Annotated in this window: 26 protein-coding genes; 12 read left to right on the top strand and 14 right to left on the bottom strand. The window is 58.1% G+C overall.

The features are described from left to right. Position 1: 1 nt before the first annotated feature. The 3 genes from FBZ99_RS28280 to FBZ99_RS28270 form a co-directional block, all read right to left on the bottom strand. Positions 2-844 (bottom strand): fumarylacetoacetate hydrolase family protein, encoded by an 843-nt coding sequence (locus FBZ99_RS28280; RefSeq protein ID WP_113333418.1) that lies wholly within the window; start codon positions 842-844, stop codon positions 2-4. Positions 845-993: 149 nt separating this feature from the next. Next, positions 994-2,412, bottom strand: coding sequence for a pyridoxal phosphate-dependent decarboxylase family protein (locus tag FBZ99_RS28275; protein ID WP_145636209.1), 1,419 nt, complete (start codon positions 2,410-2,412; stop codon positions 994-996). A gap of 63 nt (positions 2,413-2,475) precedes the next feature. Beyond that, positions 2,476-3,429, bottom strand: a complete 954-nt coding sequence (locus FBZ99_RS28270) for a glutathione S-transferase family protein (RefSeq protein ID WP_113389656.1) — start codon at positions 3,427-3,429, stop codon at positions 2,476-2,478. A gap of 162 nt (positions 3,430-3,591) precedes the next feature. Between FBZ99_RS28270 and FBZ99_RS28265 the strand changes: the two genes are divergently transcribed. Both FBZ99_RS28265 and FBZ99_RS28260 read left to right on the top strand, forming a co-directional pair. Beyond that, the gene (locus tag FBZ99_RS28265; protein ID WP_145636206.1) at positions 3,592-3,882 is read left to right on the top strand and encodes a DUF2218 domain-containing protein; all 291 of its coding nucleotides are present in this window, start codon (positions 3,592-3,594) and stop codon (positions 3,880-3,882) included. Positions 3,883-3,960: 78 nt separating this feature from the next. After that, a complete protein-coding gene (locus FBZ99_RS28260) occupies positions 3,961-4,560 on the top strand; it encodes a nitroreductase family protein (RefSeq protein ID WP_113389657.1) in 600 nt (199 codons plus the stop codon). 64 nt (positions 4,561-4,624) lie between these two features. On the opposite strand, the gene gyrB is transcribed toward FBZ99_RS28260, so the two are convergent. The 5 genes from gyrB to FBZ99_RS28235 all read right to left on the bottom strand — a co-directional run bounded on the left by gyrB (position 4,625) and on the right by FBZ99_RS28235 (position 9,965). After that, complete coding sequence (gene gyrB, locus FBZ99_RS28255) at positions 4,625-7,054, bottom strand: DNA topoisomerase (ATP-hydrolyzing) subunit B (protein WP_113352863.1); 2,430 nt, start codon at positions 7,052-7,054, stop codon at positions 4,625-4,627. A gap of 148 nt (positions 7,055-7,202) precedes the next feature. After that, complete coding sequence (locus FBZ99_RS28250; protein ID WP_113333424.1) at positions 7,203-7,568, bottom strand: helix-turn-helix domain-containing protein; 366 nt, start codon at positions 7,566-7,568, stop codon at positions 7,203-7,205. Then, a complete protein-coding gene (locus tag FBZ99_RS28245; protein ID WP_113352861.1) occupies positions 7,565-8,149 on the bottom strand; it encodes a Smr/MutS family protein in 585 nt (194 codons plus the stop codon). The genes FBZ99_RS28250 and FBZ99_RS28245 overlap by 4 nt, the downstream gene beginning before the upstream one ends. Next, positions 8,149-9,267, bottom strand: a complete 1,119-nt coding sequence (mltA, locus tag FBZ99_RS28240) for a murein transglycosylase A (RefSeq protein ID WP_113395796.1) — start codon at positions 9,265-9,267, stop codon at positions 8,149-8,151. Before mltA ends, FBZ99_RS28245 begins: the two co-directional genes overlap by 1 nt. Continuing rightward, entirely contained in the window at positions 9,264-9,965 is a 702-nt protein-coding gene (locus tag FBZ99_RS28235) for a Tim44/TimA family putative adaptor protein (protein ID WP_113333427.1), read from the bottom strand. The genes mltA and FBZ99_RS28235 overlap by 4 nt, the downstream gene beginning before the upstream one ends. A gap of 146 nt (positions 9,966-10,111) precedes the next feature. Between FBZ99_RS28235 and FBZ99_RS28230 the strand changes: the two genes are divergently transcribed. Together FBZ99_RS28230 and secB are read left to right on the top strand one after the other, a co-directional pair. Beyond that, complete coding sequence (locus FBZ99_RS28230; RefSeq protein WP_145636203.1) at positions 10,112-10,630, top strand: FxsA family protein; 519 nt, start codon at positions 10,112-10,114, stop codon at positions 10,628-10,630. A gap of 95 nt (positions 10,631-10,725) precedes the next feature. Continuing rightward, entirely contained in the window at positions 10,726-11,208 is a 483-nt protein-coding gene (secB, locus tag FBZ99_RS28225; RefSeq protein WP_069613913.1) for a protein-export chaperone SecB, read from the top strand. Between the two features lie 74 nt (positions 11,209-11,282). Here secB and dnaQ read toward each other — a convergent pair whose 3' ends face one another. From dnaQ to FBZ99_RS28200, 5 genes are read right to left on the bottom strand one after another with little or no spacing between them, the layout of a single operon-like run. Beyond that, the gene (gene dnaQ, locus FBZ99_RS28220) at positions 11,283-11,999 is read right to left on the bottom strand and encodes a DNA polymerase III subunit epsilon (RefSeq protein ID WP_113352858.1); all 717 of its coding nucleotides are present in this window, start codon (positions 11,997-11,999) and stop codon (positions 11,283-11,285) included. A 17-nt stretch (positions 12,000-12,016) separates the two neighbouring features. Continuing rightward, the gene (gene coaE / locus FBZ99_RS28215; RefSeq protein ID WP_113352857.1) at positions 12,017-12,616 is read right to left on the bottom strand and encodes a dephospho-CoA kinase; all 600 of its coding nucleotides are present in this window, start codon (positions 12,614-12,616) and stop codon (positions 12,017-12,019) included. 1 nt (position 12,617) lies between these two features. Then, on the bottom strand, positions 12,618-13,475 hold the full coding sequence (locus tag FBZ99_RS28210; RefSeq protein ID WP_145636201.1) for a shikimate dehydrogenase: 858 nt from the start codon (positions 13,473-13,475) through the stop codon (positions 12,618-12,620). Continuing rightward, positions 13,468-14,067, bottom strand: coding sequence for a Maf-like protein (locus FBZ99_RS28205; protein ID WP_145636199.1), 600 nt, complete (start codon positions 14,065-14,067; stop codon positions 13,468-13,470). Before FBZ99_RS28205 ends, FBZ99_RS28210 begins: the two co-directional genes overlap by 8 nt. Positions 14,068-14,100: 33 nt before the next feature. Beyond that, positions 14,101-14,922 (bottom strand): pyruvate, water dikinase regulatory protein, encoded by an 822-nt coding sequence (locus FBZ99_RS28200; RefSeq protein ID WP_145636197.1) that lies wholly within the window; start codon positions 14,920-14,922, stop codon positions 14,101-14,103. A gap of 401 nt (positions 14,923-15,323) precedes the next feature. On the opposite strand from FBZ99_RS28200, the gene hemE reads away from it, so the two are divergent. The 8 genes from hemE (at position 15,324) to FBZ99_RS28160 (ending at position 24,211) form a co-directional block, all read left to right on the top strand. After that, a complete protein-coding gene (gene hemE / locus FBZ99_RS28195; RefSeq protein ID WP_145321727.1) occupies positions 15,324-16,358 on the top strand; it encodes a uroporphyrinogen decarboxylase in 1,035 nt (344 codons plus the stop codon). Next, complete coding sequence (gene hemJ / locus FBZ99_RS28190) at positions 16,358-16,903, top strand: protoporphyrinogen oxidase HemJ (protein ID WP_173004663.1); 546 nt, start codon at positions 16,358-16,360, stop codon at positions 16,901-16,903. Before hemE ends, hemJ begins: the two co-directional genes overlap by 1 nt. A 197-nt stretch (positions 16,904-17,100) precedes the next feature. Continuing rightward, a complete protein-coding gene (gene rho, locus FBZ99_RS28185; RefSeq protein ID WP_004127423.1) occupies positions 17,101-18,366 on the top strand; it encodes a transcription termination factor Rho in 1,266 nt (421 codons plus the stop codon). Positions 18,367-18,499: 133 nt separating this feature from the next. Then, complete coding sequence (gene mnmE / locus FBZ99_RS28180; protein WP_145636195.1) at positions 18,500-19,834, top strand: tRNA uridine-5-carboxymethylaminomethyl(34) synthesis GTPase MnmE; 1,335 nt, start codon at positions 18,500-18,502, stop codon at positions 19,832-19,834. A gap of 109 nt (positions 19,835-19,943) precedes the next feature. Next, positions 19,944-21,824 (top strand): tRNA uridine-5-carboxymethylaminomethyl(34) synthesis enzyme MnmG, encoded by a 1,881-nt coding sequence (mnmG, locus tag FBZ99_RS28175; RefSeq protein WP_145636225.1) that lies wholly within the window; start codon positions 19,944-19,946, stop codon positions 21,822-21,824. 29 nt (positions 21,825-21,853) lie between these two features. Then, entirely contained in the window at positions 21,854-22,471 is a 618-nt protein-coding gene (gene rsmG / locus FBZ99_RS28170) for a 16S rRNA (guanine(527)-N(7))-methyltransferase RsmG (RefSeq protein ID WP_113333435.1), read from the top strand. 21 nt (positions 22,472-22,492) lie between these two features. Next, positions 22,493-23,290, top strand: a complete 798-nt coding sequence (locus FBZ99_RS28165) for a ParA family protein (protein WP_113333436.1) — start codon at positions 22,493-22,495, stop codon at positions 23,288-23,290. 36 nt (positions 23,291-23,326) lie between these two features. Next, entirely contained in the window at positions 23,327-24,211 is an 885-nt protein-coding gene (locus tag FBZ99_RS28160) for a ParB/RepB/Spo0J family partition protein (protein WP_069613904.1), read from the top strand. A 154-nt stretch (positions 24,212-24,365) separates the two neighbouring features. Here the strand turns inward: FBZ99_RS28160 and holA are convergent, their stop codons facing one another. Then, positions 24,366-25,403 (bottom strand): DNA polymerase III subunit delta, encoded by a 1,038-nt coding sequence (gene holA / locus FBZ99_RS28155; protein WP_145636192.1) that lies wholly within the window; start codon positions 25,401-25,403, stop codon positions 24,366-24,368. Positions 25,404-25,416: the final 13 nt, after the last annotated feature.

Genomic DNA, 25,416 nt, shown 5'->3' with positions numbered 1-25,416 from the left:
CTTACGCGTCGGCCAGGAAGGTCTGGCGCTGCGTGCCCAAGCCTTCTATGCCCAGCTCAACGACATCGCCCGGCTTCAGGTACTGCGGCGGCTTCATGCCCATGCCGACGCCCGGAGGCGTGCCGGTGGAGATGACGTCGCCGGGATGTAGCGACATGAACTGGCTGAGATAGGAGACGAGATGGGCAACGCCATAGACCATGGTCCTGGTCGAGCCGTTCTGCATCATCTTGCCGTTGACCTTCAGCCACATGCCGAGATTCTGCGGATCGGCAATCTCATCCTTGGTGACCAGCCAAGGGCCGATCGGGCCAAAGGTGTCGCAGGACTTGCCCTTGGTCCACTGTCCGGAGCGCTCGGTCTGGAAGGCGCGCTCGGAGACGTCGTGGGAAACGCAGTAACCGGCGACATAATCAAGCGCATCGGCTTCGCTGACATATTTTGCCGTCTTGCCGATAACGACGCCAAGCTCGACTTCCCAGTCGGTCTTTTCGGAGCCGCGCGGGATCAGCACATTGTCGTTCGGGCCGACGATGGCCGAGCTTGCCTTCATGAAAATGATCGGCTCCGGCGGCACGGTCGCGCCGGTTTCGGCGGCATGATCAGAGAAGTTCAGGCCGATGCAGATGAACTTGCCGGTGCCCGCAACGCAGGCACCGAGGCGGCCTTCCGGCAATTCAGGTAGGCTTTTCGGATCAAGGGCTGCGATCTTCGCGAGACCTGCGGGCGAAATGGCCTCACCGCCGATATCGGCCACGTGGGCGGAGAGATCTCGGATCTTGCCGTCGCTATCCAGAAGCGCCGGCTTTTCCTTGCCGACTTCGCCAACACGCAACAGTTTCATGGATTTTCCTTCCCTGCATCTTCAAAGACGATATTACTCTTACGATAAAATTGCTGGCACCATATATGAACGAGTTATTCACCAGTGTCACCAATCGATTTTGAGGAGCCTAGCACGGCTCGGCTCTTCGCGCCGGAAAAACAGCTTTTCTAGTTCGGGGATAATGACCTGGCGATTTCGACGATGGCATCGAAAGCCATATTGATGTCATCAGCCGTCGCCTCAAACTGGCCGGCCTGAAAGCGGATGACCAACCTGCCGCCAACGCGGGTCTGCGTCAGATAGATGCGGCCATCATTGTTGATGGCATTGAGTAGCCCCTGGGTGTGGCTTTCCTGATCGATACCCTCGGGCGCCTTGTGATCGAAGGAAAACAGCGATAGGAACGGTTCGGTGACGATTTCGAAATCGGGCTCGGCGGCGAGACGCTTAGCCAGATTCTGCGACCAGGACACATGATTTCGGATCATCGTCCGCAATCCTTCCAGGCCGTGATAGCGCAACAGGAACCAAAGTTTGAGCGCGCGGAAGCGGCGCCCAAGCGGCACCGACCATTCCGAGTAATTGATGATACCGTCATGGCCATGCGTGCGGAGATATTCGGGCTGGATCGCCAGCGTGCGGACCAGCGTCTCCGGCTCGCGCACGAACTGGACGGAGCAATCGAATTGCGCGCCGAGCCATTTATGCGGGTTGAAGACGACGGAATCGGCATGCTCGACGCCGTGCCACAGGGTGCGGAACTCCGGGCAGATCATTGCCGAGCCAGCCCAGGCGGCATCGACATGGACGTAGAGCCCATGCGCATGGGCCACCTTAACGACAGCCGCGATATCATCGCAGGCACCGACGCTGGTGCCGCCGACACAGGCGATGACGCCGGCCGGCAGCAGTCCAGCAGCGCGATCACGCTCGATCGCATCGGCAAGTGCTTTCGGATCCATGGCTTTGTTGGGACCACCAGAGGGAATCCGCATCAGATTTTCCTGCCCGACCCCGGCAATCCAGATGGCGCGGTCAATGGACGTATGGACCTGATCGGTCGAATAGATGCGCACCGCTTTGTTGGCCGCAAGTCCGCTTTTGTTGCCCTGCCAGTCCAGCGCCCTTTCGCGCATCACGAGGACGGCGGCAAGCGTTGCTGTCGAGGCGGAATCCTGAATGACGCCGGTGAAGCTTTCCGGCAGACCGAGGGCCTGCCGCAGCCAATCGACAACTTTCGTTTCAAGCTCGGTGGCGGAAGGTGACGTCTGCCAGAGCATGCATTGAGCGGCGATGGCGCTGACCAGATATTCGGCAACCACCGAGACGGGAGCGGCGTTGGCTGGGAAATAGGCAAAGAAGCGCGGGTGCTGCCAGTGCGTCATGCCGGGCACCAGGATATCCTCGAAATCTTTGAAGATATCCTCCATCGCTTCGCCCGATTCCGGTGGAGAATCAGCTATATGCGCCGATATTTCGCCCGGCGCCATCTTCGCCCGGACCGGCCTGTCACGAAGCGATGCGCGGTAATCCGCGCCCCAATGTGCCGCTTTCTCCGACCACTGCCGGAACTCTTCCCAGTTCATGACGATCCTCCCTGATCCATCGAACGAGGGGACCTTAGACCGGTTTTGGAACTCGGTCGAGTATCAGAACAGCTCGTCCAGCGCCGGTCCGAGCGGCACGATACCGGTGGGATTGAGCGTCGAAATCGAGTAGTATCCGCGCTTGATATGATCGAAATTCACCGTTTCGGCAACACCCGGCCAATCGAGCATCCGGCGACAGAAGGACTGGAGATTGGCATAGTCCGACAGCCGGCGGAGATTGCATTTGAACAGGCCGTGATAGGCGACGTCGAAACGGACGAGCGTGACGAAGAGCCTGATATCGCTTTCGGTTGGATGCCCGGTGAAGAGAAAGTCCTTGCCCTCTAATTCCGTCTCTACCTGATCGAGGCAATCGAACACCTCATTGAAGGCCTCTTCATAAGCAGTCTGCGTCGTTGCAAAGCCAGCGCGGTAAACGCCGTTGTTGAGCGCGGGATAGATCCGGGCATTGAAGCTGTCGATCTCGTCCCGCTTGCCGGCCGGATAGAGATCGATCTCGTTGCGGGCAAGATCGCCGAAGCCGTCATTCAGCATGCGCAGGATATCTGAGGACTCGTTGTTGACGATCGTGCCATTCTGCTTGTCCCATAGGACTGGCACCGTGGCGCGGCCGGTAAAGTGAGGATCGGCCTTCGTGTAGATTTCATGCATATAGGTAGCGCCGTTTATAAGGTCCTTTGTCGCGCCGGGATAATCGCCGAACCGCCAGCCCTGATTGGAGAGCGCCGGCTCGACCACGGAAACCGAAATAGCCTCTTCCAGCTCCTTCAGCTTGCGGCCGATCAGGGTACGCGACGCCCAGGGGCAGATCAGCGCGACGTAGAGGTGATAGCGGCCAGCTTCCGCCTTGAAACCGCCCTCGCCCGTCGGCCCCGGCCGGCCATCCGGCGTCACCCAGTTGCGGAAGCTCGAAATCTGGCGAACGAAACCGCCCTTCTCATCCTTGGCCTGGACAGGCTGCCAATCCTCAGTCCATTTTCCATTTACCAGCAAGACTCTATCTCCGCGTCGCACACGTTCCTATCGACGCTCAGCATAGCGAAACAGAATTTCACCGGAATAACGCAAACTTGAAACAGACTGTCTACCTGGCGAATGTAGATGCCTCTATGTATCAAACAACGCGTTTGCGAACAGGTTTATCGGAGAAATCCCATGGCAAAATCCATTTCCCACGTCAGGACCGACCATGCCAGTCGCTATCTCCAGCAGCTCTGCAAGCATTGGAGCCATCGCTTCAGCGTGGAATTCGATGCGGCTGTCGGCAAGGTGCCGTTCAGCGCGGAAACTTTCCTCGATCTGGCAGCCGAGCCCGGCACCCTCGTCATGACGCTGACGGTCGAAAAGCCCGAAGACCTTGAGCGCATGCAGAACGTCGTTGCCGACCACCTCAAGCGCTTCGCCTTCCGCGAGGAGCTTGACGTGAGCTGGACTGCTCCAGTTTAAGTTTCCGTCCCTTTCATAACCAGCCAACGGCCAGCTTCGACCGCCCACGGCCAATCATCTCCAAGGAAAGAAGCCCTCATGACATCAAGCAACAGCCGCGAATCCCAATATCCGATCGATAAGCTCTTTCTCGACCGCTGGTCGCCGCGCGCCTATTCCAACGAGGCGATGCCGGAAGCAGACCTGCTGACCATTCTGGAAGCAGCGCATTGGGCACCTTCCGCCTCGAACCTGCAGCCCTGGCGCTTCCTCTATGCGCTGCGCGGCTCGGAACATTGGGATCGGTTTTTGAGCGTCCTGATCGACTTCAATCAAGGTTGGGTGAAATCCGCCGGCGCGCTGCTTTTCGTCATTTCCCGCACCCACAGCGGCGAGCTTGGTTCGGCCGAACAGAAGCCGAGCTACAGCCATTCCTTCGACGCCGGAACGGCTTGGGGTTTCCTGGCAATACAGGCACATTTAGCCGGCTATGAAGCCCATGGCATGACTGGCTTCCACGTCGAGAAATCCTATGAAGTCCTCGGTATTCCGGATGGCTTCCGCGTCGAAGCGGCCGTCGCGATTGGCAAGATCGGTGACAAGAACCAGCTTCCGGAAAAGCTGCGCGAGCGCGAGGTGCCGAGCCAGCGCAAACCACTTTCGGAACTTGCTTTCAACGGCACCTTCATCGCCAAGTAACCGATGAAAAGAAAAGGGCCCGCCGAAACATCCGGCGGGCCCTTTTTGCATGTGATGTAAACGATCAGATGTCGAGATTGGCAACGCTCAGCGCGTTATCCTGAATGAATTCGCGCCGCGGCTCGACCTCATCGCCCATGAGCCGGGCAAACAGACCGTCGGCATCGGTCGCATCCGTGACCTTTACCTGCAGCAGCGAGCGCACGTTCGGATCAAGCGTCGTTTCCCAGAGCTGCTCGGCATTCATCTCGCCAAGACCTTTATAGCGCTGCAGCGTCAGCCCCTTGCGGCCGCTGGCAAAGATCGTGTCCAGTAGCTGGCGGGGACCGGAAATCTCCGTCTCGCCATCGCGGCGAACAAGCTTCGGCGGTGTGACATAGACTTCCTTCAGCCGCGAGCCGAGCTGGTCGATCAGGCGGGCATCCTGTGAACCGATGAGCGCCATGTCGAGGAAGACGACTTCCTTGACGCCACGCACCGTGCGCTCGAAGCGCAGGCCGCCCTCGCCGGTCACAGCACCGCTCCAACCACGTTCGGTTTCCTCGGCGATGACGTCGAGCCGCTTGGCAACGTCGTTGACGAGCGCTTCCGCCCGCGTGGGATCGCTGACCATTTCGGCGTTGAGGGCCCCTGCGATTGCAGCCTGTTCGACCACGGCGCGATTGTAGCGGGAATGCAGATTATCGATCAGCGTGCGCAGGCGCAGCGCATCATAGATCGCTTCGCGCAGATCCTGGCCAGTACGGACTTCGCCGTTGCCGAGGCGCAGGCTGGTATCTTCGGTGCCCTGGCCAATGAGATACTCTTCCAGCGCCTTCTCATCCTTGACATATTGCACCGACTTGCCGCGCGTCACCTTATAGAGCGGCGGCTGGGCGATGTAGAGATGGCCGCGCTCGATGAGATCGGGCATCTGCCGGAAGAAGAAGGTCAGCAGCAGGGTGCGGATATGCGCGCCGTCGACGTCTGCGTCCGTCATGATGATGATCTTGTGATAGCGCAGCTTTTCGGCGTTGAATTCATCCTTACCGATGCCGGTGCCGAGTGCGGTGATCAGCGTACCGATTTCCTGGCTCGACAGCATCTTGTCAAAGCGGGCGCGCTCGACGTTCAGGATCTTGCCACGCAGCGGCAGGATGGCCTGGTTTTCGCGCGAGCGGCCCTGCTTGGCCGAACCGCCTGCCGAGTCACCCTCGACGAGGAAGACTTCGGATTTGGCGGGATCGCGCTCGGAGCAGTCGGCAAGCTTGCCGGGCAACGAGGCAATATCCAGTGCGCCCTTGCGGCGCGTCAGTTCGCGCGCCTTGCGGGCGGCTTCGCGAGCCGCAGCAGCTTCGACGACTTTGCCGACCAGAACCTTGGCTTCGGACGGATGTTCTTCGAGCCAAGTGCTGAGGGCTTCGTTGACCAGGCTTTCGACGACCGGACGAACCTCAGAGGAAACCAGCTTGTCCTTGGTCTGCGAGGAGAACTTCGGATCGGGAACCTTAACCGACAGCACGGCGGTCAGGCCTTCACGGCAGTCGTCGCCCGTCAGCGTCACCTTCTCCTTCTTGGTGATGCCAGACGAATCGGCATAGGAGGTGATCTGACGCGTGAGAGCCGCGCGGAAGCCGGCCATATGGGTGCCGCCGTCGCGCTGCGGAATGTTGTTGGTGAAGCAGAGCACATTTTCGTGGTAGCTGTCGTTCCACCACATCGCCACTTCGACAGTGATGCCGTCCTTCTCGCTGCGGATCGATACCGGCTTCTGGACGAGCGGCTTCTTGGCGCGATCGAGATAGGAGACGAAGGCTTCCAGGCCGCCGTCATAGAGCATTTCTTCCTGCTTGACGTCGGAATGCCGCTTGTCGGTCAAGAGAATGCGGACGCCGGAATTCAGGAAAGCGAGTTCGCGCAGGCGATGCTCCAGCGTTCCGTAATCGAATTCCGTCATGGTGAAGGTTTCGGCACTCGGCATGAAGCTGACTTCGGTGCCGGTGGCTTCGCCGGCATCGCCTGTTACCTTCAGCGGCGCGTCGGCAACACCGTGGGTAAAGCTCATCTCATGGATCTTGCCCTGGCGGCGGATCTTCAGGCGCAGCCAGACGGAAAGCGCGTTGACGACCGAAACACCGACGCCGTGCAGGCCGCCGGAGACCTTGTAGGAATTCTGGTCGAACTTACCGCCGGCGTGAAGCTGGGTCATGATAACTTCAGCCGCCGAAACACCTTCGCCGCTGTGAATATCCGTCGGGATGCCGCGGCCATTGTCCGTGACGGTAACGGAGCCGTCGGGATTGAGCGTCACCGTCACGATATCGGCATGGCCGGCCAGGGCTTCGTCAATTGCGTTGTCGACGACCTCATAAACCATGTGATGCAGACCCGAGCCGTCATCCGTGTCACCGATATACATGCCCGGACGCTTGCGCACGGCATCAAGGCCTTTCAAAACCTTGATGCTATCTGCACCATATTCGGCATTGCCGCCATTATCGGTAATATCGGTCATTTTATTGAAGTCTTTCCAGCGTTTAGAGAATATCGCCAATCCCTTGCGAATCAGCGGTTTTTCCTAGCCTGAATATAGGATGTTTCACCCTGAAGTTCCAAACGGAAGGCCCCGAAATCAGGTATAAAACAGGGGATTAAGGCGGTTTTCAGCCGGTTTTTCCGGCATTTTCCAGAACCTTTGACAGTTCGCGGATCGTTGCCGCGTCAAGGTTGCGGATCTTGCCCGCCAAGTGGTTGACAAAGGCCGTATATTCCGGTGCAAGCCCGGATGTATCGACGACAACGCGCGGGTCGGAAAATCGTGCGAGCAGGAACAATTCCTCGGCCTCGTCCCAGATAATGTTGAAATAGCCGGCGATGCGCTGCAGGAGATCGAAGGTTGGCAGACCACGCTTTCCGTGTTCTAAGGCGGATAAATAAGCCGGAGTCACGTTCAGCGCAGCCGCCATCTGCTTCTGCGAGACGCCCTTGCGCAGGCGCAGCTTGCGAACCGCTTCGCCGAACGGGGTCAAGGCTTCTCCCCTTTCAGGCGCGACAGGCGAATATAGAGCGCACCTTCGCCGCCATGATGCTGCGCTGCCGTCTCGTAGGAAGAAATCAGGAACCGGAATTCAGGTTTGGAGAACCACAGCGGCACGGCACGCTTCAGCGCCCCCTCGCTGCCCATGGAGCTGCCCTTACCTGTTATGACGAGCACATGGCGCAGGCCGCGGCTATGGGCGCGCATCAGGAAATCCAGAAGCATGCCATGGGCCTCGCTCTGGAAGAGGCCGTGAAGGTCGATCCTCGCCTCCAGCGCCAGATGACCCCTCGCGATCTTGCGTTTGACGGGACGTTCGAGCGGATGATGACGACCGGCGGGCTGCTTGGCCGGCGCCGGGGCTTCCTGCGTTTCAGCCGAGGGAGATACGGGTTTCGTCTTTGCAGCCCGGGTGCGTTCCTCGCTTTCGGCTTCTGCCTGCAGTGCGGCTTCGAAGGCCTCGATATCAGCCACGCGTCCTGGCATAGGGCGCGTGCTCTTGGCGACCTTACCCCAGAGGATGCGATCCTCCGCGCTGAGCTTTCGTTCCTTGTCCTTCCGTTCCGGGGCCATCAGCCGAACCTCTGCGCCGCCGCCTTCGGAATGAGTATATAAAAATCGGCATCGTTGCGCACGGTGCCGGCCAGCTCGCCTGCATCGTAGCCCGAACCGGTAAAGATATCCCCGCGCGCCGGCCCGACGATAGCGGAGCCCGTATCGAGCGCCAGCATCAGCCGGGCGAAGGGCTTGCCGGCATCGAGATGGGTCAGGCTTTCAGACCGAATGAAGAAGGGAAAACCGAAAGTGTGAATGAGCCGGTCGACCGCAAGAGAACGGCCAGCCAGCAGCGGCACCTTCGCCGCTGCAATCGGCCCGAGAGCGGGATCGCTGACATCGGCCTCACGGAAGAAAATATAGGACCGATTGTGCCAGAGGACTTCATCGACCTGCTCCGGATGTGCGTAGAGCCAGTCGCGGATCGTCTGCATGGAGATCGTCGTGCGATCCAGCAGCCCACGGTCGATCAGCAAACGCCCGACGGCCGAGAAGGGATGACCAGCCTTGGCGGCATAGGTGATGCGGCCGAGGCGCCCGTCCGGATAGCGCAGACGCGCCGCGCCCTGTACATGCACGAAGAAGACGTCGACCTTGGATTTCGCCCAGGCGATTTCCAGCCCCTTGCCCTCGAGATAGCCCCGATCGATCTCGCCGCGGTCTGGATAGGTGGAAATTGCGCCACCCTGAAGCCTGCCGAACATGTAGGACGGATCAATTTCGGCGGGCCGGTTGCTATCATCCAAATCGATCAGATCATCCGGTCTGCGATAGAAGGGGTACCGATAGGTTCCGTCTGGCACAGCCGAAACGGCTATTTCCGGCTCGAAGAAAGCGGTCACGAAACCACTGGCACCGCCATCCCGGCGAATGAAGAAAGGCTGGCAGTGCTCCTCGAAAAAAGCACGGGCTTCTGCCGCATTGCGCGGTTCCTTCCCTTCTGCGGCATCGAGGAGCGTCAGGAGATCGTCGGCCGTCAGTCCCACCGCCCCCGTGCGATAGGGCTTCACATCGCGGATGTGAGTGCGACAGTCCTTCATGGCGCGAAAAAGGCTGGAAGGATCGTCCTCCTCCCAGCCCTTCAGATTGGCGAAGGTTACCGGCTCCAGCCTGAATTCCTGCGATGGGCTCGTCATTGTTCCGATTCGGTCGCCACGAGTTTCCAGTTCGGATCGCGCGAACGTGTGTCGCGGGCAAAGGTCCAGAGGTCGCTGATCTCGGCAACAGCTTCAGCATCGCCATCGATCAAGGTGCCAGCTTTGTCGTAGGTGGCAGAGATCATCTGGCTGATGATGCGCATGGTGATCAGGGCATCCGTGCCTTTCACTTCGGCGGTGACGATATCGGCCTTGTCGATGCCGACGAAGGTCGATTTGACCTTTTCACCCTTGGCTTCGCGATCGGCGATGGCGGCATCGAAGCCCTCATAGACCTCACGCGACAGCAGTCCCTTCAGCGACTTGCGATCGCCCTCGGCAAAGGCCATGACGATCATCTCATAGGCCATGCGGGCACCGTTGACGAATTCCTTCGGATTAAAGGAAGGATCGGCTTTGCTCACTTCGCGCAGCGAATCATTAAGCGGCGTGCCGGCCGGGGTGAAGGCATCGATGGCGGCAAAACGGTCTTCCTCTTCGGTGCCATCGCGCCGCGGCAAGGTCACCACCTTGCCGGCATCCGGCGGCGTCGGGCCGTTTACCGGATCTGCGGAGCCGTAGAGATCGCGCGGCGGCTTCTCATTTCCTGTGCGGCGGCCAAGAACGCTGCGCAGCTGAAAGAAGATCAGCACCGCCGCCACCAGGAAAAAGATCGTCACAAAGTCGTTTGCACCCATCTCGTATCGGAACCACCGTTAAAATTAAAAGATCAGTCCCCATATAGTCCGCATCGATCTATCATTCAAATAGCGGCCCGGTTTCTTTATTATATGCGAGAAACCAACGCTTACGCGAAGAAACCCGCTCTCAGGACCACCGTAACATGCGCCTATCACTTCTTCCTGTCGTCGTTTTTCTGATGCCTCTGGCTGAAATCGCCGGATTCATCGTCGTCGGAAAGATGATCGGCGTCTGGGCGACACTGGGGCTCGTCATCCTCAGCGTATTACTCGGTGCCGCTCTCTTGAGGATACAGGGCATCGGTATTCTTCAGCGCATCTCGGCCGAAAGCCGCAACGGCGGCGATCCCGGCCGCGAGATGGTGCATGGCGCCATGATCGTCGTTGCCGCCTTCTTCCTGATGCTGCCCGGCTTCATCTCCGATATCATCGGCTTGCTGCTTTTCATCCCGGCCGTACGTGATCTCGCCTGGCAGGTTATGCGCAAGCGCATCGTCGTCGTCGGCAATTCGCGGGCGTTCCGCCGCGGGCAAAGCCCGGGCGCCGGACCGCAAGGCCGGCCGAACAAACCCGGAAACGTCGTCGATCTCGACGAAGGCGATTTCCATCGGGAGCCGAACCGCAACTCGCCCTGGTCGGATCAAAAGCGGCTGGAAGACTAGACAACGGCCTCCGGAGCGCCGGAGCCATAAGGGTTGTAAGCCCCTTTTCTAAATGCTAGATGGCGACACCCATCGAGACGTGAGAGGACACCCCCATGGCCAACGAGACCAACGGCAACGGCGCAGCCAGCCCGAGCCTCAGCATCCTTGCTCAGTACACCAAGGATCTTTCCTTCGAAAATCCGGGTGCTCCGCGCTCGCTCCAGGCCCGGGAAAATGCTCCCGACATCAATATCAATGTGAACGTCAACGCCAACCCGCTGTCGGATTCCGATTTCGACGTGGTCCTGACGCTGAGTGCCGAAGCCAAGGATGGCGAGCGCGTTCTCTTCCACACTGAGCTGGTTTATGGCGGCGTCTTCCGCGTGACCGGCTTCCCGCAGGAACACATGCTGCCGCTGCTCTTCATCGAATGCCCGCGCCTGCTGTTCCCCTTCGCACGTCAGATCATCGCCGACGTCACGCGCAATGGCGGCTTCCCGCCGCTGATGATCGACCCGATCGATTTTGCGCAGATGTTCACGCAGCGCATGGCCGAAGAACAGGCCCGCGCTCAGGTTTCGGCTGTTCCGAACTAAGATTTCCATCTCTTGGAAAGAGGAATGTCCGGACACCAATCCGGGCATTTCTTTTTGTACGCTAGAAAAGCAATTTACTCGGATGTGCGATATTTGGACCAGATGCCCTTCGCGCCGAGCTTGCTGACCAGTGCAGCATGAGCCGAAAGCTCCTCCTCGCTCAGCCGAATGGGTAATGGATTGGGTCGAGTAAAGATATCGACGACCACCTCTCCAGCATCCTCACTCTGGCGCGAGCGCGCCGATGAACCGACAGAACTGCCGAGCCCGAGCGCCGTCTGCCGGCCACCGATCATCTCGATGTAGACTTCGGCCAACAGTTCGGAGTCGAGCAGCGCTCCATGTTTCGTGCGGTGCGAATTGTCGATGCCGTATCGACGGCAAAGCGCGTCCAGCGAATTCGGCCCCATCGGATGCTTGCGGCGCGCCATGGCGAGCGTATCGATCACCATGTCGGGCAGGATCGGCGGGCGGCCAAGCCTTGCGAACTCCGCGTTGACGAAGCCCATGTCGAAGGTGGCGTTGTGCGCGATCCATTTGGCGTCGCCGAAGAATTCAAGAATTTCGTCCGCGACGGTTTCGAAGAGGGGTTTGCCCGTCAGGAACTCATCGGTAATGCCGTGCACGGCCAGAGCATCGGGATGCACTTTGCGGTCGCCCGGATTGATATAGATGTGCAGCGTCTTTCCGGTCGGAAAATGGTTGAAGAGCTCGATGCCGCCGATTTCGATGATACGGTCAGCCCTGTTGTCGAGGCCGGTGGTTTCCGTATCGAAAATGATTTCGCGCATATCGAAACTCCGCTTTCCTATTTCTTGCTCTGCTGTTTGCGCCGCAGATCCGCGATGATCTCTTTGACCTGTTCGCCGGCCGCCTCGATGCTTCCACTGGTATCGATGACGTAATCGGCGCGTGCCCGCTTTTCCGCATCCGGCGTCTGGCGGGAGAGAATCATGTTGAATTTTTCCTCCGTCATGCCCGGTCGAGCAAGCACCCTCTCCCGCTGAATCTGTGGATCACAGCTGACGACCACGATCTTATCCAATCGCTTGTCGGCGCCGGTTTCGAAGAGCAGCGGGATATCCAGCACCACCATATCGGCGCCGGCCTTGCGCTGACGTTCCAGAAACTGACGCTCGCGATCGCGCACCAGCGGATGAACGATGGCTTCGAGACGCTTGAAGCCAGAGGGATCGCCAGCAAGCTTTCGGCTTAGCTTCTGCCGATCGACCCTGCCGTCAGCCGTTGTCCCGGGGAAAGCAGCTTCGACCAAGGGAACGGCTTCGCCGCTATAGAGATCATGCACGACCGCATCGGAATCGTTCACCGGAATTCCGGCTTCAACGAAGAGTTTCGCCGAGGTCGACTTTCCCATACCGATCGATCCCGTCAGTCCGATCCTGATCATGCTAGTGCTTTTCCATATCGGCGATGATCAATGCCCTCAAGGTTTCATCGACCGCAGGACGCTTTCCGAACCATTTTTCAAAGCCCGGCACGGCCTGGTGCAGCAACATGCCAAGACCATCGACGATGGCGAAGCCCTGCTCCTCGGCCTGAGCGAGAAGCGGCGTCTTCAGCGGTACATAGACAATGTCGGTGACGACGGCGCCTTCCACAAGAGGAGAGAAATCGATCCGGGGTGCCACTTCGCCATCCATGCCGAGCGAGGTCGTATTGATAAAGAGGCCGGCACCCTGCATGACCTCGCCGAGTGCGGCCATCGGATGCGCATGAACGCTCGCGCCAAAGCGATCCGCCAGTTCCTGCGCTCGCTGAACCGTGCGGTTGACCACATGGATTTCCTTGAAGCCGCGGTCGCGCACCGCCTGGATGACAGCGCGGCTGGCACCTCCTGCTCCGAGGATGACCGCACGATCATTGCGATCCCAACCGGGATGACGCTCGTCGAGATTCGCTGTGAAGCCGCGGCCATCGGTATTCGTTGCATGCAGCTTGCCATTTTCAAGCCACAGGGTGTTGGACGCGCCCAATTCTTCCGAAATTTCGTCGGGCCTATCGGCGAGCTTGAAGGCTGCTTCCTTATGAGGGATGGTGACGTTGCCGCCGACGAAGCCGCTGGAACCATCCTTCAAGGATGAGATGAAGGCTTCGAAAGCCTCTACGGGAACTTCGTGTGCCCGGTAGCTACCGGCAAGCCCGAGCTGCTTCAGCCAGTAACCGTGGATCAAGGGCGAGCGCGAATGCCGGACCGGATAACCCGTTACGAAAGCGTTTACGCTCTGTGTTTCACGTGAATCATCCATCGATCGTCCCCAACTCTCGCAGTTTTTCCAGAAGCGGCAGCATCGGCAAACCGACGATGGTGAAATAATCGCCGTCGACTTTCGAGAAAAGCTGGATGCCCTCGCCCTCAAGCTGATAGGCGCCGACGCTCGACAATGCCTTTTCCCCGACGCGGCTCAGATGTCGATGGATGAAATCGGCCGGCAGCTCCCGCATGGTCAGATCGGCGTGGGATACATGCTCCCAGATGATGTCGCCGTTGCGTGCCAAAGCGATGGCGCTGTTCAGCCGATGGGTTTTACCCGATAGTGTCCGCAGATGATTTTCCGCCTCGGCCATCGACTTCGGCTTGTGAAAGACCTGAGCACCGAGCGACATGGTCTGATCCGAACCGATCACGAGCGATCCGGGGAAGCGATCGCTCACCTCTTTTGCCTTCGCCTTTGCCAGCACGAGCGCGACAGCATCCGGGCTGGCACCACCCATTTCCAGGGGTGCTTCGATCACGCGCTCGTCGATATCGGCAGCAATAGCCTGAAAATGCAGTCCAGCATTTTCCATCAGCATCCGGCGGAACGGACTGGACGATGCGAGGATAAGGGGCCAGGTCATGACGGCTGCCTCCGAGATAATCATGTGCAGCGCTTAGCGCAGCTTGGGTCGGAGGGCAACAATCGCGGCAGCAGTCTCTTCGATCGAACGACGCGTGACATCGATGATCGGCCAGTTATGTCTGGCGCAGAGCGAGCGGGCATATTTCAGCTCTTCGGAGATGGCGGCCCGATCGGTGTAGTCGCCGCGGTCGAAGCCAGGAGTCGTACCGAGGAGGCGATTTTCGCGAACCTGCGAGATCCGGTCCGTCGTCGCCACCAATCCGACGATTAACGGCTTTGTCGCCTTGATCAGGCTTTCCGGTAATGGCACGCCGTGGACGATCGGAATATTGGCCGTCTTGATGCCGCGATTCGCAAGATAGATGCTCGTCGGCGTTTTCGAGGTGCGGCTGATACCAATGATGACGACATCGGCATCATCATAGTCATCGGGCATCTGGCCGTCGTCATGATCCATGGTGAAGTTCAACGCTTCGATGCGGGCGAAATAATCCGCATTCATCACATGCTGCGCGCCGACGCGCCGACGCGACGCCGTGCCGAGATAGGTCTGGAAGACGTTCATGACCGGCTCGAGAACATTGACGGATGGTACGCCCATCTCCCTGCAGCGCTCGGCGATGAAATCGGCAAGTTCGCGATCGACGATCGTATAGAGGACAATGCCGGGGCTGTGATCAATCGCTTCCAATACAGGCAGAAGCTGCTTGCGATTTCTGATCAGCGGATAGACGTGCTCAATCGGCTGGCTAGCATGGAATTGCACAGAGGCCGCGCGGCCGGCGGAGATGAGAGTCTCGCCCGTTGAGTCAGAAATCAGATGCAGATGAAAGAAGCTAGTTCGGTTTTCCACGCTACTTTCCATCGCCTGTTGATATCTCGGGAGAAAAGAGAGGTACGAGAAGGGGGCCATCTTGGGCAAGTGGAAAACGGCCGAGTTTTCCACATTTGGAATTTTCGAGAGGAGGCTTTCACGGCGGCTGTGGGCAATGTGGATAAGATCGACAACACCTCGCTCATCCCCGACTTGTCCCCAGAAGACGAAAAGCTGAATTTCTCCTCAACCTCCTCAAAAGATTGAAAAATCACCTCTCTTATCCACATATTGGCTTGCGATCTCGAAATCTCTCCAAATTTATGCGCGAGGCGCGACAAATTGGACAGGCAAGGGATGAACTTTAATCCTTGCTACTCACCGACTCTAAGAAATAGAAACCTTTCAATATATGTTTGGTTTTATATAGGACGACGTCTGTGACTGATGAACGCCGGAAGATCATGCGGGTCTTGAGCGGAGAAACGCTCACCCCTCCCCCGCTCTGGCTGATGAGACAGGCAGGCCGTTATCTACCTGAATATCGTGAAACGCGTGCGAAGGCGGGAAGCTTTCTCGATCTCTGTTATTCGCCGGATCACGCCGTCGAGGTGACGCTGCAGCCGATCCGCCGTTATGGCTTTGATGCGGCCATTCTCTTTTCCGATATTCTCGTCATCCCCGATGCGCTGAAGCGGAATGTGCGTTTCACCGAAGGACATGGGCCGGAAATGGACCCGATCGACGAGACGGGCATCATGGCTTTGAAACCGGAGGGCATCACGGCGTATCTGGAGCCTGTCATGGAGACGGTGCGCCGGCTGCGGCAGGACTTGCCTCAGGAAACCACGCTTCTCGGCTTCTGCGGCGCTCCTTGGACCGTTGCGACCTATATGATCGCCGGACACGGCACGCCGGATCAGGCCCCTGCGCGGCTATTTGCCTATCGCTATCCCAAGGCCTTCGAACATCTGCTGATGCTGCTTGCCGACATATCAGCCGATTATCTCGTGGCGCAAATCGATGCCGGTGCGGATGCCGTGCAGATCTTCGATTCCTGGGCCGGTGTGCTTGGTGAGAAAGAATTCGAGGCTTTTGCCGTTAAACCGGTTGCGAAGATGATCGCATCGATCAAGGCGCGGCGGCCACAGGCTCGGGTGATCGCCTTCGCCAAGGGTGCGGGCTATCTCTTGAAAACCTATCGGCAGAAGACGGGTGCCGATGCGATCGGCCTCGACTGGTCGGTGCCTTTGGCCTTTGCTCGGGAACTGCAGAAGGACGGGCCGGTGCAGGGCAATCTCGATCCGATGCGCGTGGTTGCCGGCGGCAAGGTTTTGGACGACGGTATCGACGATATCCTGCAGCAACTCGGAAATGGCCCGCTGATTTTCAATCTCGGGCATGGGATCACGCCCCAGGCCGATCCGGCCAATGTGGCGGCGCTGGTCGAACGCGTGCGGGGATGGAGGAGCTGATGACGGTGGAAAAGCAGACGGATTCCGCGCCGGGCCAGAAGGCCGGACGGCGGGCCTATTTCATGATCCTGATCTTTGCGGTGCTGGCGATCGGTCTGTTCGCCTGGCATCCGGCCGATCTCTATCTCTGGATCAAGGCTTTGCACATCATCGCCGTCATCTCGTGGATGGCCGGCATGTTCTATCTGCCTCGGCTGTTTGTCTATCACACCGATGCCGCGCCGGGATCGCAGCAATCCGAGACCTTCAAGGTGATGGAGCAGCGTCTGCTGCGCTATATCATCAACCCGGCGATGATCCTGACCTGGATATTCGGGCTTTATCTTGCCTGGTCTGTCTATGATTTCCAGGGCGGCTGGCTGCACGCCAAGATCGGACTTGTTGTGCTTCTATCGGCCGTTCACGGCCATTTCAGCGCTGCAGTGCGCGCCTTCGCCAGGGATGAAAACAAGCGCTCGGCGCGTTATTGGCGAATGATGAACGAGGCGCCGACGCTGTTGATGATCGCAATCGTCATTCTTGTGGTCGTCAAGCCATTTGCATGAGGTGGGGCTGTATTAGGGTGACGTAAAATTTCTTTCATTTTGCGTGCCCCCCTTGCGGTTCAGAAAGTGAGTCGCTATTTTCCCGCCATCTTCTCTTCGTGGCATGTATCCATTCTGTCGCCCGCGAGCGCCCCTATCGCGGTTCTGAATACGAACAACATTGCCTTTCCCCTCCTAAAAAATGAGTAATTCCCTTCATGGCTGAAATGAAGCTTCAGGAACTGAAAAATAAATCCCCGACCGATCTTCTGGCCTTTGCCGAATCGCTCGAGGTGGAAAACGCCAGCACGATGCGCAAACAGGAATTGATGTTTGCGATCCTGAAGGTACTGGCGAGCCAGGACGTAGAAATCATCGGCGAGGGCGTCGTCGAGGTTCTGCAGGATGGCTTCGGTTTCTTGCGTTCCGCTAACGCAAACTATCTTCCCGGTCCGGACGACATCTATATTTCCCCCTCCCAGATCCGCCGCTTCTCCTTGAAGACGGGCGATACGGTCGAGGGACCGATCCGCGGACCGAAGGAAGGCGAGCGCTATTTCGCGCTGCTGAAAGTCAACACCATCAATTTTGATGATCCCGAAAAGATCCGTCACAAGGTTCACTTTGACAATCTGACGCCGCTCTATCCGAACGAGCGTTTCCGTATGGAACTCGACGTTCCCACTTCGAAGGATCTTTCGCCCCGCGTGATCGATCTCGTGGCGCCGCTCGGCAAGGGCCAGCGAGGCCTGATCGTCGCACCGCCGCGTACGGGTAAAACCGTCCTGCTGCAGAATATCGCCCATTCCATTACCGCCAATCATCCGGACTGCTACCTGATCGTTCTCCTGATTGACGAGCGTCCGGAAGAAGTGACTGATATGCAGCGCTCCGTGCGCGGCGAAGTCATCTCGTCGACCTTCGACGAGCCGGCCGTGCGCCACGTCCAGGTTGCCGAAATGGTCATCGAGAAGGCCAAGCGCCTGGTCGAGCATGGCCGTGACGTCGTCATCCTGCTCGATTCGATCACCCGCCTTGGCCGCGCCTATAACACCGTGGTCCCCTCTTCCGGTAAGGTTCTGACCGGCGGTGTCGACGCCAATGCCCTGCAGCGCCCGAAGCGCTTCTTCGGTGCTGCGCGTAACATCGAAGAAGGCGGCTCGCTGACCATCATTGCGACGGCCCTGATCGATACCGGCAGCCGTATGGACGAAGTGATCTTCGAAGAATTCAAGGGCACCGGTAACTCGGAAATCGTGCTTGACCGCAAGGTTGCCGATAAGCGCATCTTCCCCGCGATGGATATCCTCAAGTCCGGTACGCGTAAGGAAGACCTGCTGGTGCCGCGCCAGGATCTGCAGAAGATCTTCGTTCTTCGCCGTATCCTCGCGCCGATGGGCACGACCGACGCGATCGAGTTCCTGATCGACAAGCTCAAGCAGACAAAGAACAATCCGGATTTCTTCGATTCGATGAATACGTAATCCTTAGCCGGATTCGTTATATTGCCGCTTCAGCGGTGCTTCCATGCTGTTATGATCGGGCTGCGAATTGCAGCCCGATTTTGTTTTGTGGGATCGGAAGTCGGGTTCAAGGGTCGCTCGACAATCGATTCGGATGCGGATCAATCTTATGTTGACGATGAATGAGACGATCTATGCTTTGTCCAGCGGCGGTTTACCGGCCGGCGTTGCTGTGATCCGTATCAGCGGAAGTCAGGCGCTCCGTGTTGCCGAATCCCTTGCCGGTACGCTGCCGCAGCCGAGGCAGGCCGCGCTGAGAACGATTCGGATTCGTAACGGTCTGGTGATAGACCGCGGCCTTGTCCTGATTTTTCCTGGTCCAGCCTCTTTTACGGGCGAAGATTGCGTTGAGATTCATGTCCACGGCGGTAAAGCTGTGGTGAACGCGCTTCTGGAAGAGCTCTCGACCTTCGAGCATTGCCGAATGGCGGAACATGGCGAGTTTTCGCGGCGCGCACTCGAGAATGGAAAGATGGATCTGGTAGAGGTGGAAGGCCTTGCCGATCTCATTGGCGCGGAAACGGAGATGCAGCGCCGGCTTGCGCTGGAGCATGCGGCCGGCGGGCTGTCGGATCTCTATAACGGTTGGGCCGACAGGCTGACGCGGGCACGCGCCCTGATCGAGGCGGAACTCGATTTCGCCGATGAAGACGATGTGCCTGGTTCGGTCTCCGATATGGTATGGGCCGAGATGAAGCGGCTGCGTCTTGAAATTTCCGACCATCTCGCAGGCGCCGATCTCGGCGAGATCATCCGGGATGGCTTGAAGGTGGTCATTGCAGGCGCGCCTAATGCTGGCAAATCCAGTCTCATGAATGCCTTGGCAAAGCGCGAGGTGGCGATCGTCACCGATATCGCCGGCACGACCCGTGACGTATTACATGTCGATCTGAATATAGCAGGGTATGCCGTTAAGCTTTATGATACGGCTGGGTTGCGGGATACGGATGAGGTGGTGGAGCGTGAGGGCATTCGTCGGGCACTGCGGACGGTTGCGGATGCAGACCTTGTTCTGTCTCTGGCCGAGATTGGCGGTGAGGCACAGCGGAGTTTTCCGGGTTTTGCCGGCAAGGTCCTGACTGTCGGTACGAAAGCCGATATTCACGCCGAGAAAACCAATCAATATGATTTGCTGATCTCCTCGACCACCGGCTCAGGCCTGGCGGAATTGCATAACCTTCTGCGGCAGGATCTGCAGGCCCGTTCTGGGGCGCTATCGCTCGCTTTGCCGAGTCGACTGCGTCATCGCACCCTACTTGCAGAGAGCCTTGATGCAATTGAGGCTGCGCTAGGTTCGGAAGATCGCGGCCTGGATATCAGAGCCGAATACCTAAGACGGGCGGCCACAAGCCTTGGACGCATCACCGGCCGCGTCGATGTGGAAGATTTGCTGGACGTGATCTTCTCAGAATTCTGCATAGGAAAATGATTCACGTGAAACAGAGAGTCATATACTCTCGCTGGACGTTTCACGTGAAACCTTCTTGACTCCTGAAATTGGTGTGCCAAACAAGTGCGGCACGACCGAGGACCTGATGATGTTCGATAAAGCGTATGATGTGATCGTTGTGGGTGGCGGCCACGCGGGCAGCGAGGCTGCAGCTGCGGCCGCACGCCTCGGTGCGCGCACGGCATTGATAACACATAAGCGCGACACGATCGGTGTGATGTCCTGCAATCCCGCCATTGGCGGTCTCGGCAAAGGCCACCTAGTCCGGGAAATTGACGCTCTCGACGGTTTAATGGGTCGTGTTGCGGATGCTGCCGGCATCCAGTTCCGCATGCTCAACCGCAAGAAGGGTCCCGCCGTACGCGGTCCGCGCACTCAGGCGGACCGCAAGCTCTATCGTCTAGCCATGCAGGCGGAAATCGGCGCAATTGATAATCTTGATGTTATCGAGGGCGATGCTTTCGATCTGACCTTCGAGCACGGCAGGGTGGCCGCGGTGATCTTGAAGGACGGGCGAGCCATCCGCTGCGGTGCTGTTGTTCTGACCACAGGCACTTTTCTTCGCGGTCTCATTCATATCGGCGACAAGAAGATCCCGGCGGGCCGCGTTGGCGAGGAGCCATCGCTTGGGCTTTCTGCCACATTGCTGCGACACGGCCTTGCTCTGGGGCGATTGAAAACTGGAACGCCTGCTCGCCTTGACGGAACGACCATCGATTGGAATTCCGTCGGACGTCAGGGGGCGGACGAAGATCCAACACCCTTCTCTTTCATGACCGATTCCATCGTGAATCCTCAGATCGAATGCGGGGTAACCCGAACCACGTCCGAAACCCACAGGATCATTGCTGAAAACCTGAAGCGTTCAGCAATGTATTCTGGTCAGATTGAAGGCGTCGGACCACGCTATTGCCCCTCGATCGAAGACAAGATCGTCAAATTCGGCGAACGCGACGGTCATCAAATCTTCCTTGAGCCGGAGGGATTGGATGATAGCACGGTCTATCCAAACGGCATATCGACCTCCCTGCCCGAGGATGTTCAGGATGAATTTATCAAGACCATTCCGGGTCTGGAACGAGTCCGTATTCTCCAGCACGCCTATGCCATCGAGTATGACCACGTCGATCCGCGCGAATTGAAGCTGTCCCTCGAAGTGGAAAAGATTCCGGGACTTTTCCTAGCGGGCCAGATCAACGGCACGACGGGCTATGAGGAAGCTGGAGCTCAAGGTCTCGTCGCCGGGCTGAATGCCGCGCGTCTCGCCAGCGGTGGCAAAGCCATCGAGTTCAGCCGAACGGAATCCTATATCGGTGTGATGATCGACGATTTGACCTCTCGGGGTGTGGCGGAGCCGTATCGTATGTTCACGTCCCGTGCGGAATATCGGTTGTCGCTCCGCGCTGACAATGCTGACGTCCGTCTTACGCCCGTCGGACTGGCCTTGGGCTGCGTCGGTTTCAGCCGTGCAGCGCGTTTCGGCCAATATGTAAAGAGGCTTGAACAGGCGCGTGACCAGCTGAGAAGCCTGACGGTAACACCGAACGAAGCCGAAAAGGCAGGTATGCATCTTAACAAGGACGGTCAGCGGCGTTCGGCCTATGAGCTTCTTTCTCATCCTGGTCAATCCGTAGAGAACCTGTCGCGGCTATGGCCGGAATTGCAGTCCATCGAGGGCAACATAGCCGAGGCCATCGAGATCGAGGCGGCTTATGCCGTCTATATGGATCGTCAGACAGCCGATATCGTTCAGGCCCGCAGGGAAGAAGAGCGCGTCATTCCGGCGGAATTTGATTTTTCGGTTCTTTCAGGATTGTCCAATGAGCTGAAACAGAAGCTGGAAGCAGCCCGGCCGAAGAATATCTCCCAGGCCTCGCGAATCGACGGTATGACGCCGGCGGCTATTTCTTTGTTATTGGCTTATCTGAGGAAAATGAGCGTGTCGGAAGAACAGAAGCTCGTTTCCTGACAATACTACAAGGTTAGAGAGTCCATAGCATGGAACTGAACGGTGTACGTGTTTCACGTGAAACACAGGAACGGCTGCAGCATTTTGCGCAGCTTTTCCAGAAATGGGCGAAGACCATCAATCTTGTTGCGCCATCCACGATTGACGATCTCTGGCGCCGTCACATCGCGGATAGTGCGCAGATTTTCCAGCTGCATCCGACAACGGATCATTGGGTAGATTTGGGGAGTGGTGGTGGATTTCCGGGTGTGATAACGGCAATCCTGTTGGCGGAAAAAGGTGCGGGACACGTCGATCTGGTTGAAAGCAATCAGAAAAAAGCTGCTTTTCTGCGGGTCTGCCTGCGGGAATGCGCGGCCCGGGGCGCTGTTCATGCCACTCGCATCGAAGAGGCACCGGCAGCGATCCAGACCTGCGACGTTATCTCAGCGCGGGCTCTTGCGGAGCTTGAAATGCTGCTGGATTACGCAGCCCCTTGGCTCGAGCGCAACGAAAATCTGCGTCTCTTCCTGCACAAAGGCCGGGATTACGAACGCGAGCTGCAGAAAGCCCGTGGTCGTTGGCAATTCGATCTGGTAAAACATCAGAGTGTCGTTGAGCGAGATTCCGTTATTCTGGAGCTCAGTCGCCTTCGACGCCTGATTTAACCATAATTGGATGTGCGGCAGATGATCGGCGAGCGAAACCGGATTATTACCATCGCAAATCAAAAGGGCGGCGTCGGCAAGACCACGACCGCGATCAATCTGGCGACGGCTCTTGCCGCCATTGGTGAGCGCGTCCTGATTGTCGATCTCGATCCCCAAGGCAATGCCAGCACGGGGTTGGGCATCGAGCGGCGTGACCGCAAGCTGTCTTCTTACGATCTATTGGTAGGTAGCCACGGGATTATGGATACGGTTCAGGAGACGGCCGTTCCGAATCTCTTCATCGTGCCATCGACCATGGATCTGCTTGGTATTGAGATGGAGATCGCGCAGCAACCGGACCGCGTTTTCAAGCTGCGGCGCGCACTGAATGCGTCGGACGCCCTCGCCTTTTCCTATATTCTGGTGGACTGCCCGCCTTCCTTTAACCTTCTGACGATGAATGCAATGGCCGCGGCTCATTCTGTTTTGGTGCCGTTACAGTGCGAATTTTTCGCCCTGGAAGGCCTCAGCCAGCTGCTGGAGACGGTCGATCAGGTAAGGCGCACGGTCAATCCGTCCCTCGATATCCAGGGAATCGTCTTGACCATGTTCGATTCCCGCAACAATCTGGCGCAGCAGGTTGTCACCGATGTACGGACTCATCTTGGCGAGAAGGTCTACCATACGTTGATTCCACGCAACGTTCGCGTGTCCGAGGCGCCGTCCTACGGCAAGCCCGCCATTCTTTACGACCTGAAGTGCGCGGGTAGTCAGGCCTATCTGCAGCTCGCTTCGGAAGTAATCCAAAGAGAGCGGCAGCGAAAAGCTGCCGCCTGATATGACGTAGTATTTGTTCCAGAGTGAGTATCGGCGATGAATGATGATCTTTCGAAGCGGCGTCTCGGGCGCGGACTGGCGGCTCTCATCGGGGAGATGGATCAGCCGACGCCTGTGGATGCCGGCAGACCGGCCGTCAATCCCGATCGCCTGGTGCCGATCGAATTCATCAGCCGCAATCCACGTAATCCTCGCCGCTATTTCGACGAGACAGAGCTGCATGATCTCGCCAGCTCCATTCGCCAGCACGGCATCGTGCAGCCGGTCGTGGTCCGCACCATCTCTTCCGATCGCTATGAGATCATTGCCGGTGAACGGCGCTGGCGAGCGGCACAGCTTGCGGGTCTGATCGAAATTCCAGTGATCGTTCGCGACGTCGATGACAAGACCGCGCTTGAGATCGCCATTGTCGAGAATGTCCAACGCGCGGACCTCAATCCATTGGAAGAGGCGCTCGGTTACGAGCAACTGATCGCTGAACACGGCTATACACAAAACGATCTTGGCGAAATCATCGGCAAGAGCCGCAGCCATGTCGCCAACTCTCTGCGTCTGTTGAAGCTTCCTGACCCGGTACGTGATATGCTTGCCGCAGGCTCGCTTTCCGCCGGCCATGCCCGCGCTCTCGTTTCGACCTCCGATCCGACCGCGCTGGCGCGAACTGTTGTTTCCAAGGGCATGTCAGTTCGCGATGCGGAACGTCTCGCGCAGAATGACATCAAGGCTCAGAACGACCCCCGCCCCGTCGGCGCGCGCCGGGATGAGAAGGATTCCGATACGCTGGCGCTCGAGCGTACGCTGTCTGACACGCTAGGGCTCGATGTTTCCATCAATCATCGCGGCAATGGTGGCCAGGTGAAGATCAGCTATAAGACGCTGGAACAACTCGAGGAAATTTGCCGGCTTCTGGAGCGCCGCTAAGACGGCTCTGCTCTGTATGGAACGTCAAATGGTTCCCGCTGTTTGCTTCTCCACAATTGTGCGGAAGGTTACTATAGTTCTGTAAAAACAATGGGATAGGCTGCTGCGGCGTCCGGATGGCGGATGCCTGTCCAAGTCCGTTTCCCGTGAAACATCAGCCTCTGCGCGCCGACTGCAATGTGGTCGCAAGCAGGGTTTGTGTTGCGATTGTGTCTTCGAGGCTCGCACGCTGGCGTGTCTGGAGAATGGCGGATTGCAGCCTGTTCATCTCGCGGGCGATCGCAGGGCCCGACCAGGTCTTGAGGGCCTGTTCAATGATCGGCTTACGCCTGAAATGCAGATGGCGCCCATGTGTCTGCATGACCTGTGCCGGGGCAACGCGCTTTTCATCCATTTCGGCTCGCATCGTATCGAGCATCTGAAATTGCCGCAGGCAGCTCTGCAGCACGAGAAACATCGGAGTTTTGGAGGAGGCGATCTTTTGCATGGCATGCAGAAAGGCCTCGGAATCCCCCTTCAAGATGGCATCGACGGCATCGTCAGTGGAAATCGCGCTGGCATCGCCGATGATCTCCATGACATGGTTCTCTTCGATTGTGCCCTGCCCGCGGCAGTAAAGCGCCAGTTTGCGCACCTCGTTTCGAGAGGCGATCCGGTCGCCGCCCAGAAGCTCGAGTAATGCCTGACGGGCTGCGGGGGCGATGCGCAACCCTTCATTTGCCAGTTCCGTATCGATCAGACCATTCAGCGCTCTGGCATCGTCGGCATAGCAGGGAATGGTTGCGACCGAGCGCGTCGGTTCCGCCACTTTGCGCAGACCTGCGCCCTTCTTCAGATCGCCGGCTTCAATGATGACGAAGCTTGCCTCCGGCGGGCTTTCGGCAATGATCTGCAGCGAATCGACCAATGCTTTTTCATTGGCGGCGCCGCGAATCCAGACGAGCTTTTCGCCGCCGAACAAACCGATGGCGTTGACTTCGTCGAGCAGGCGACCCGCATCGTTCTGCAGGTCACCGACATCGAGTTTGATGAGGGAAAAGGCATCATTGAGATCGACGCCGGTCCTGGCGGCAATCTGTGCGGCACGTTCGGAAACGAGGCCGCGATCCGGGCCGTAGATTACGAAGACCCGATAATTGCGCGCGGCGTTTTGCAGGAATCCATCAAATTCGTGAGACTTGATCTCTGCCATGCCGCGCTCTTTA

The sequence above is a fragment of the Rhizobium sp. ERR 1071 genome, assembly GCF_007828675.1.
Lineage (GTDB): Bacteria > Pseudomonadota > Alphaproteobacteria > Rhizobiales > Rhizobiaceae > Rhizobium > Rhizobium dioscoreae.
The sequence above is the reverse complement of the archived record's forward strand: the minus strand, read 5'-3'. Positions and strand labels throughout refer to the sequence as shown.

Coding starts and splice junctions, on each gene's coding strand:
- FBZ99_RS28280 (WP_113333418.1), bottom strand. CDS start 844: ATGAAACTGTTGCGTGTTGGCGAAGTCGGCAAGGAAAAGCCGGCGCTT.
- FBZ99_RS28275 (WP_145636209.1), bottom strand. CDS start 2,412: ATGAACTGGGAAGAGTTCCGGCAGTGGTCGGAGAAAGCGGCACATTGG.
- FBZ99_RS28265 (WP_145636206.1), top strand. CDS start 3,592: ATGGCAAAATCCATTTCCCACGTCAGGACCGACCATGCCAGTCGCTAT.
- FBZ99_RS28260 (WP_113389657.1), top strand. CDS start 3,961: ATGACATCAAGCAACAGCCGCGAATCCCAATATCCGATCGATAAGCTC.
- gyrB (WP_113352863.1), bottom strand. CDS start 7,054: ATGACCGATATTACCGATAATGGCGGCAATGCCGAATATGGTGCAGAT.
- FBZ99_RS28245 (WP_113352861.1), bottom strand. CDS start 8,149: ATGGCCCCGGAACGGAAGGACAAGGAACGAAAGCTCAGCGCGGAGGAT.
- mltA (WP_113395796.1), bottom strand. CDS start 9,267: ATGACGAGCCCATCGCAGGAATTCAGGCTGGAGCCGGTAACCTTCGCC.
- FBZ99_RS28235 (WP_113333427.1), bottom strand. CDS start 9,965: ATGGGTGCAAACGACTTTGTGACGATCTTTTTCCTGGTGGCGGCGGTG.
- FBZ99_RS28230 (WP_145636203.1), top strand. CDS start 10,112: ATGCGCCTATCACTTCTTCCTGTCGTCGTTTTTCTGATGCCTCTGGCT.
- secB (WP_069613913.1), top strand. CDS start 10,726: ATGGCCAACGAGACCAACGGCAACGGCGCAGCCAGCCCGAGCCTCAGC.
- dnaQ (WP_113352858.1), bottom strand. CDS start 11,999: ATGCGCGAAATCATTTTCGATACGGAAACCACCGGCCTCGACAACAGG.
- coaE (WP_113352857.1), bottom strand. CDS start 12,616: ATGATCAGGATCGGACTGACGGGATCGATCGGTATGGGAAAGTCGACC.
- FBZ99_RS28210 (WP_145636201.1), bottom strand. CDS start 13,475: ATGGATGATTCACGTGAAACACAGAGCGTAAACGCTTTCGTAACGGGT.
- FBZ99_RS28205 (WP_145636199.1), bottom strand. CDS start 14,067: ATGACCTGGCCCCTTATCCTCGCATCGTCCAGTCCGTTCCGCCGGATG.
- hemJ (WP_173004663.1), top strand. CDS start 16,358: ATGACGGTGGAAAAGCAGACGGATTCCGCGCCGGGCCAGAAGGCCGGA.
- rho (WP_004127423.1), top strand. CDS start 17,101: ATGGCTGAAATGAAGCTTCAGGAACTGAAAAATAAATCCCCGACCGAT.
- mnmE (WP_145636195.1), top strand. CDS start 18,500: ATGCGGATCAATCTTATGTTGACGATGAATGAGACGATCTATGCTTTG.
- mnmG (WP_145636225.1), top strand. CDS start 19,944: ATGTTCGATAAAGCGTATGATGTGATCGTTGTGGGTGGCGGCCACGCG.
- rsmG (WP_113333435.1), top strand. CDS start 21,854: ATGGAACTGAACGGTGTACGTGTTTCACGTGAAACACAGGAACGGCTG.
- FBZ99_RS28165 (WP_113333436.1), top strand. CDS start 22,493: ATGATCGGCGAGCGAAACCGGATTATTACCATCGCAAATCAAAAGGGC.
- FBZ99_RS28160 (WP_069613904.1), top strand. CDS start 23,327: ATGAATGATGATCTTTCGAAGCGGCGTCTCGGGCGCGGACTGGCGGCT.
- holA (WP_145636192.1), bottom strand. CDS start 25,403: ATGGCAGAGATCAAGTCTCACGAATTTGATGGATTCCTGCAAAACGCC.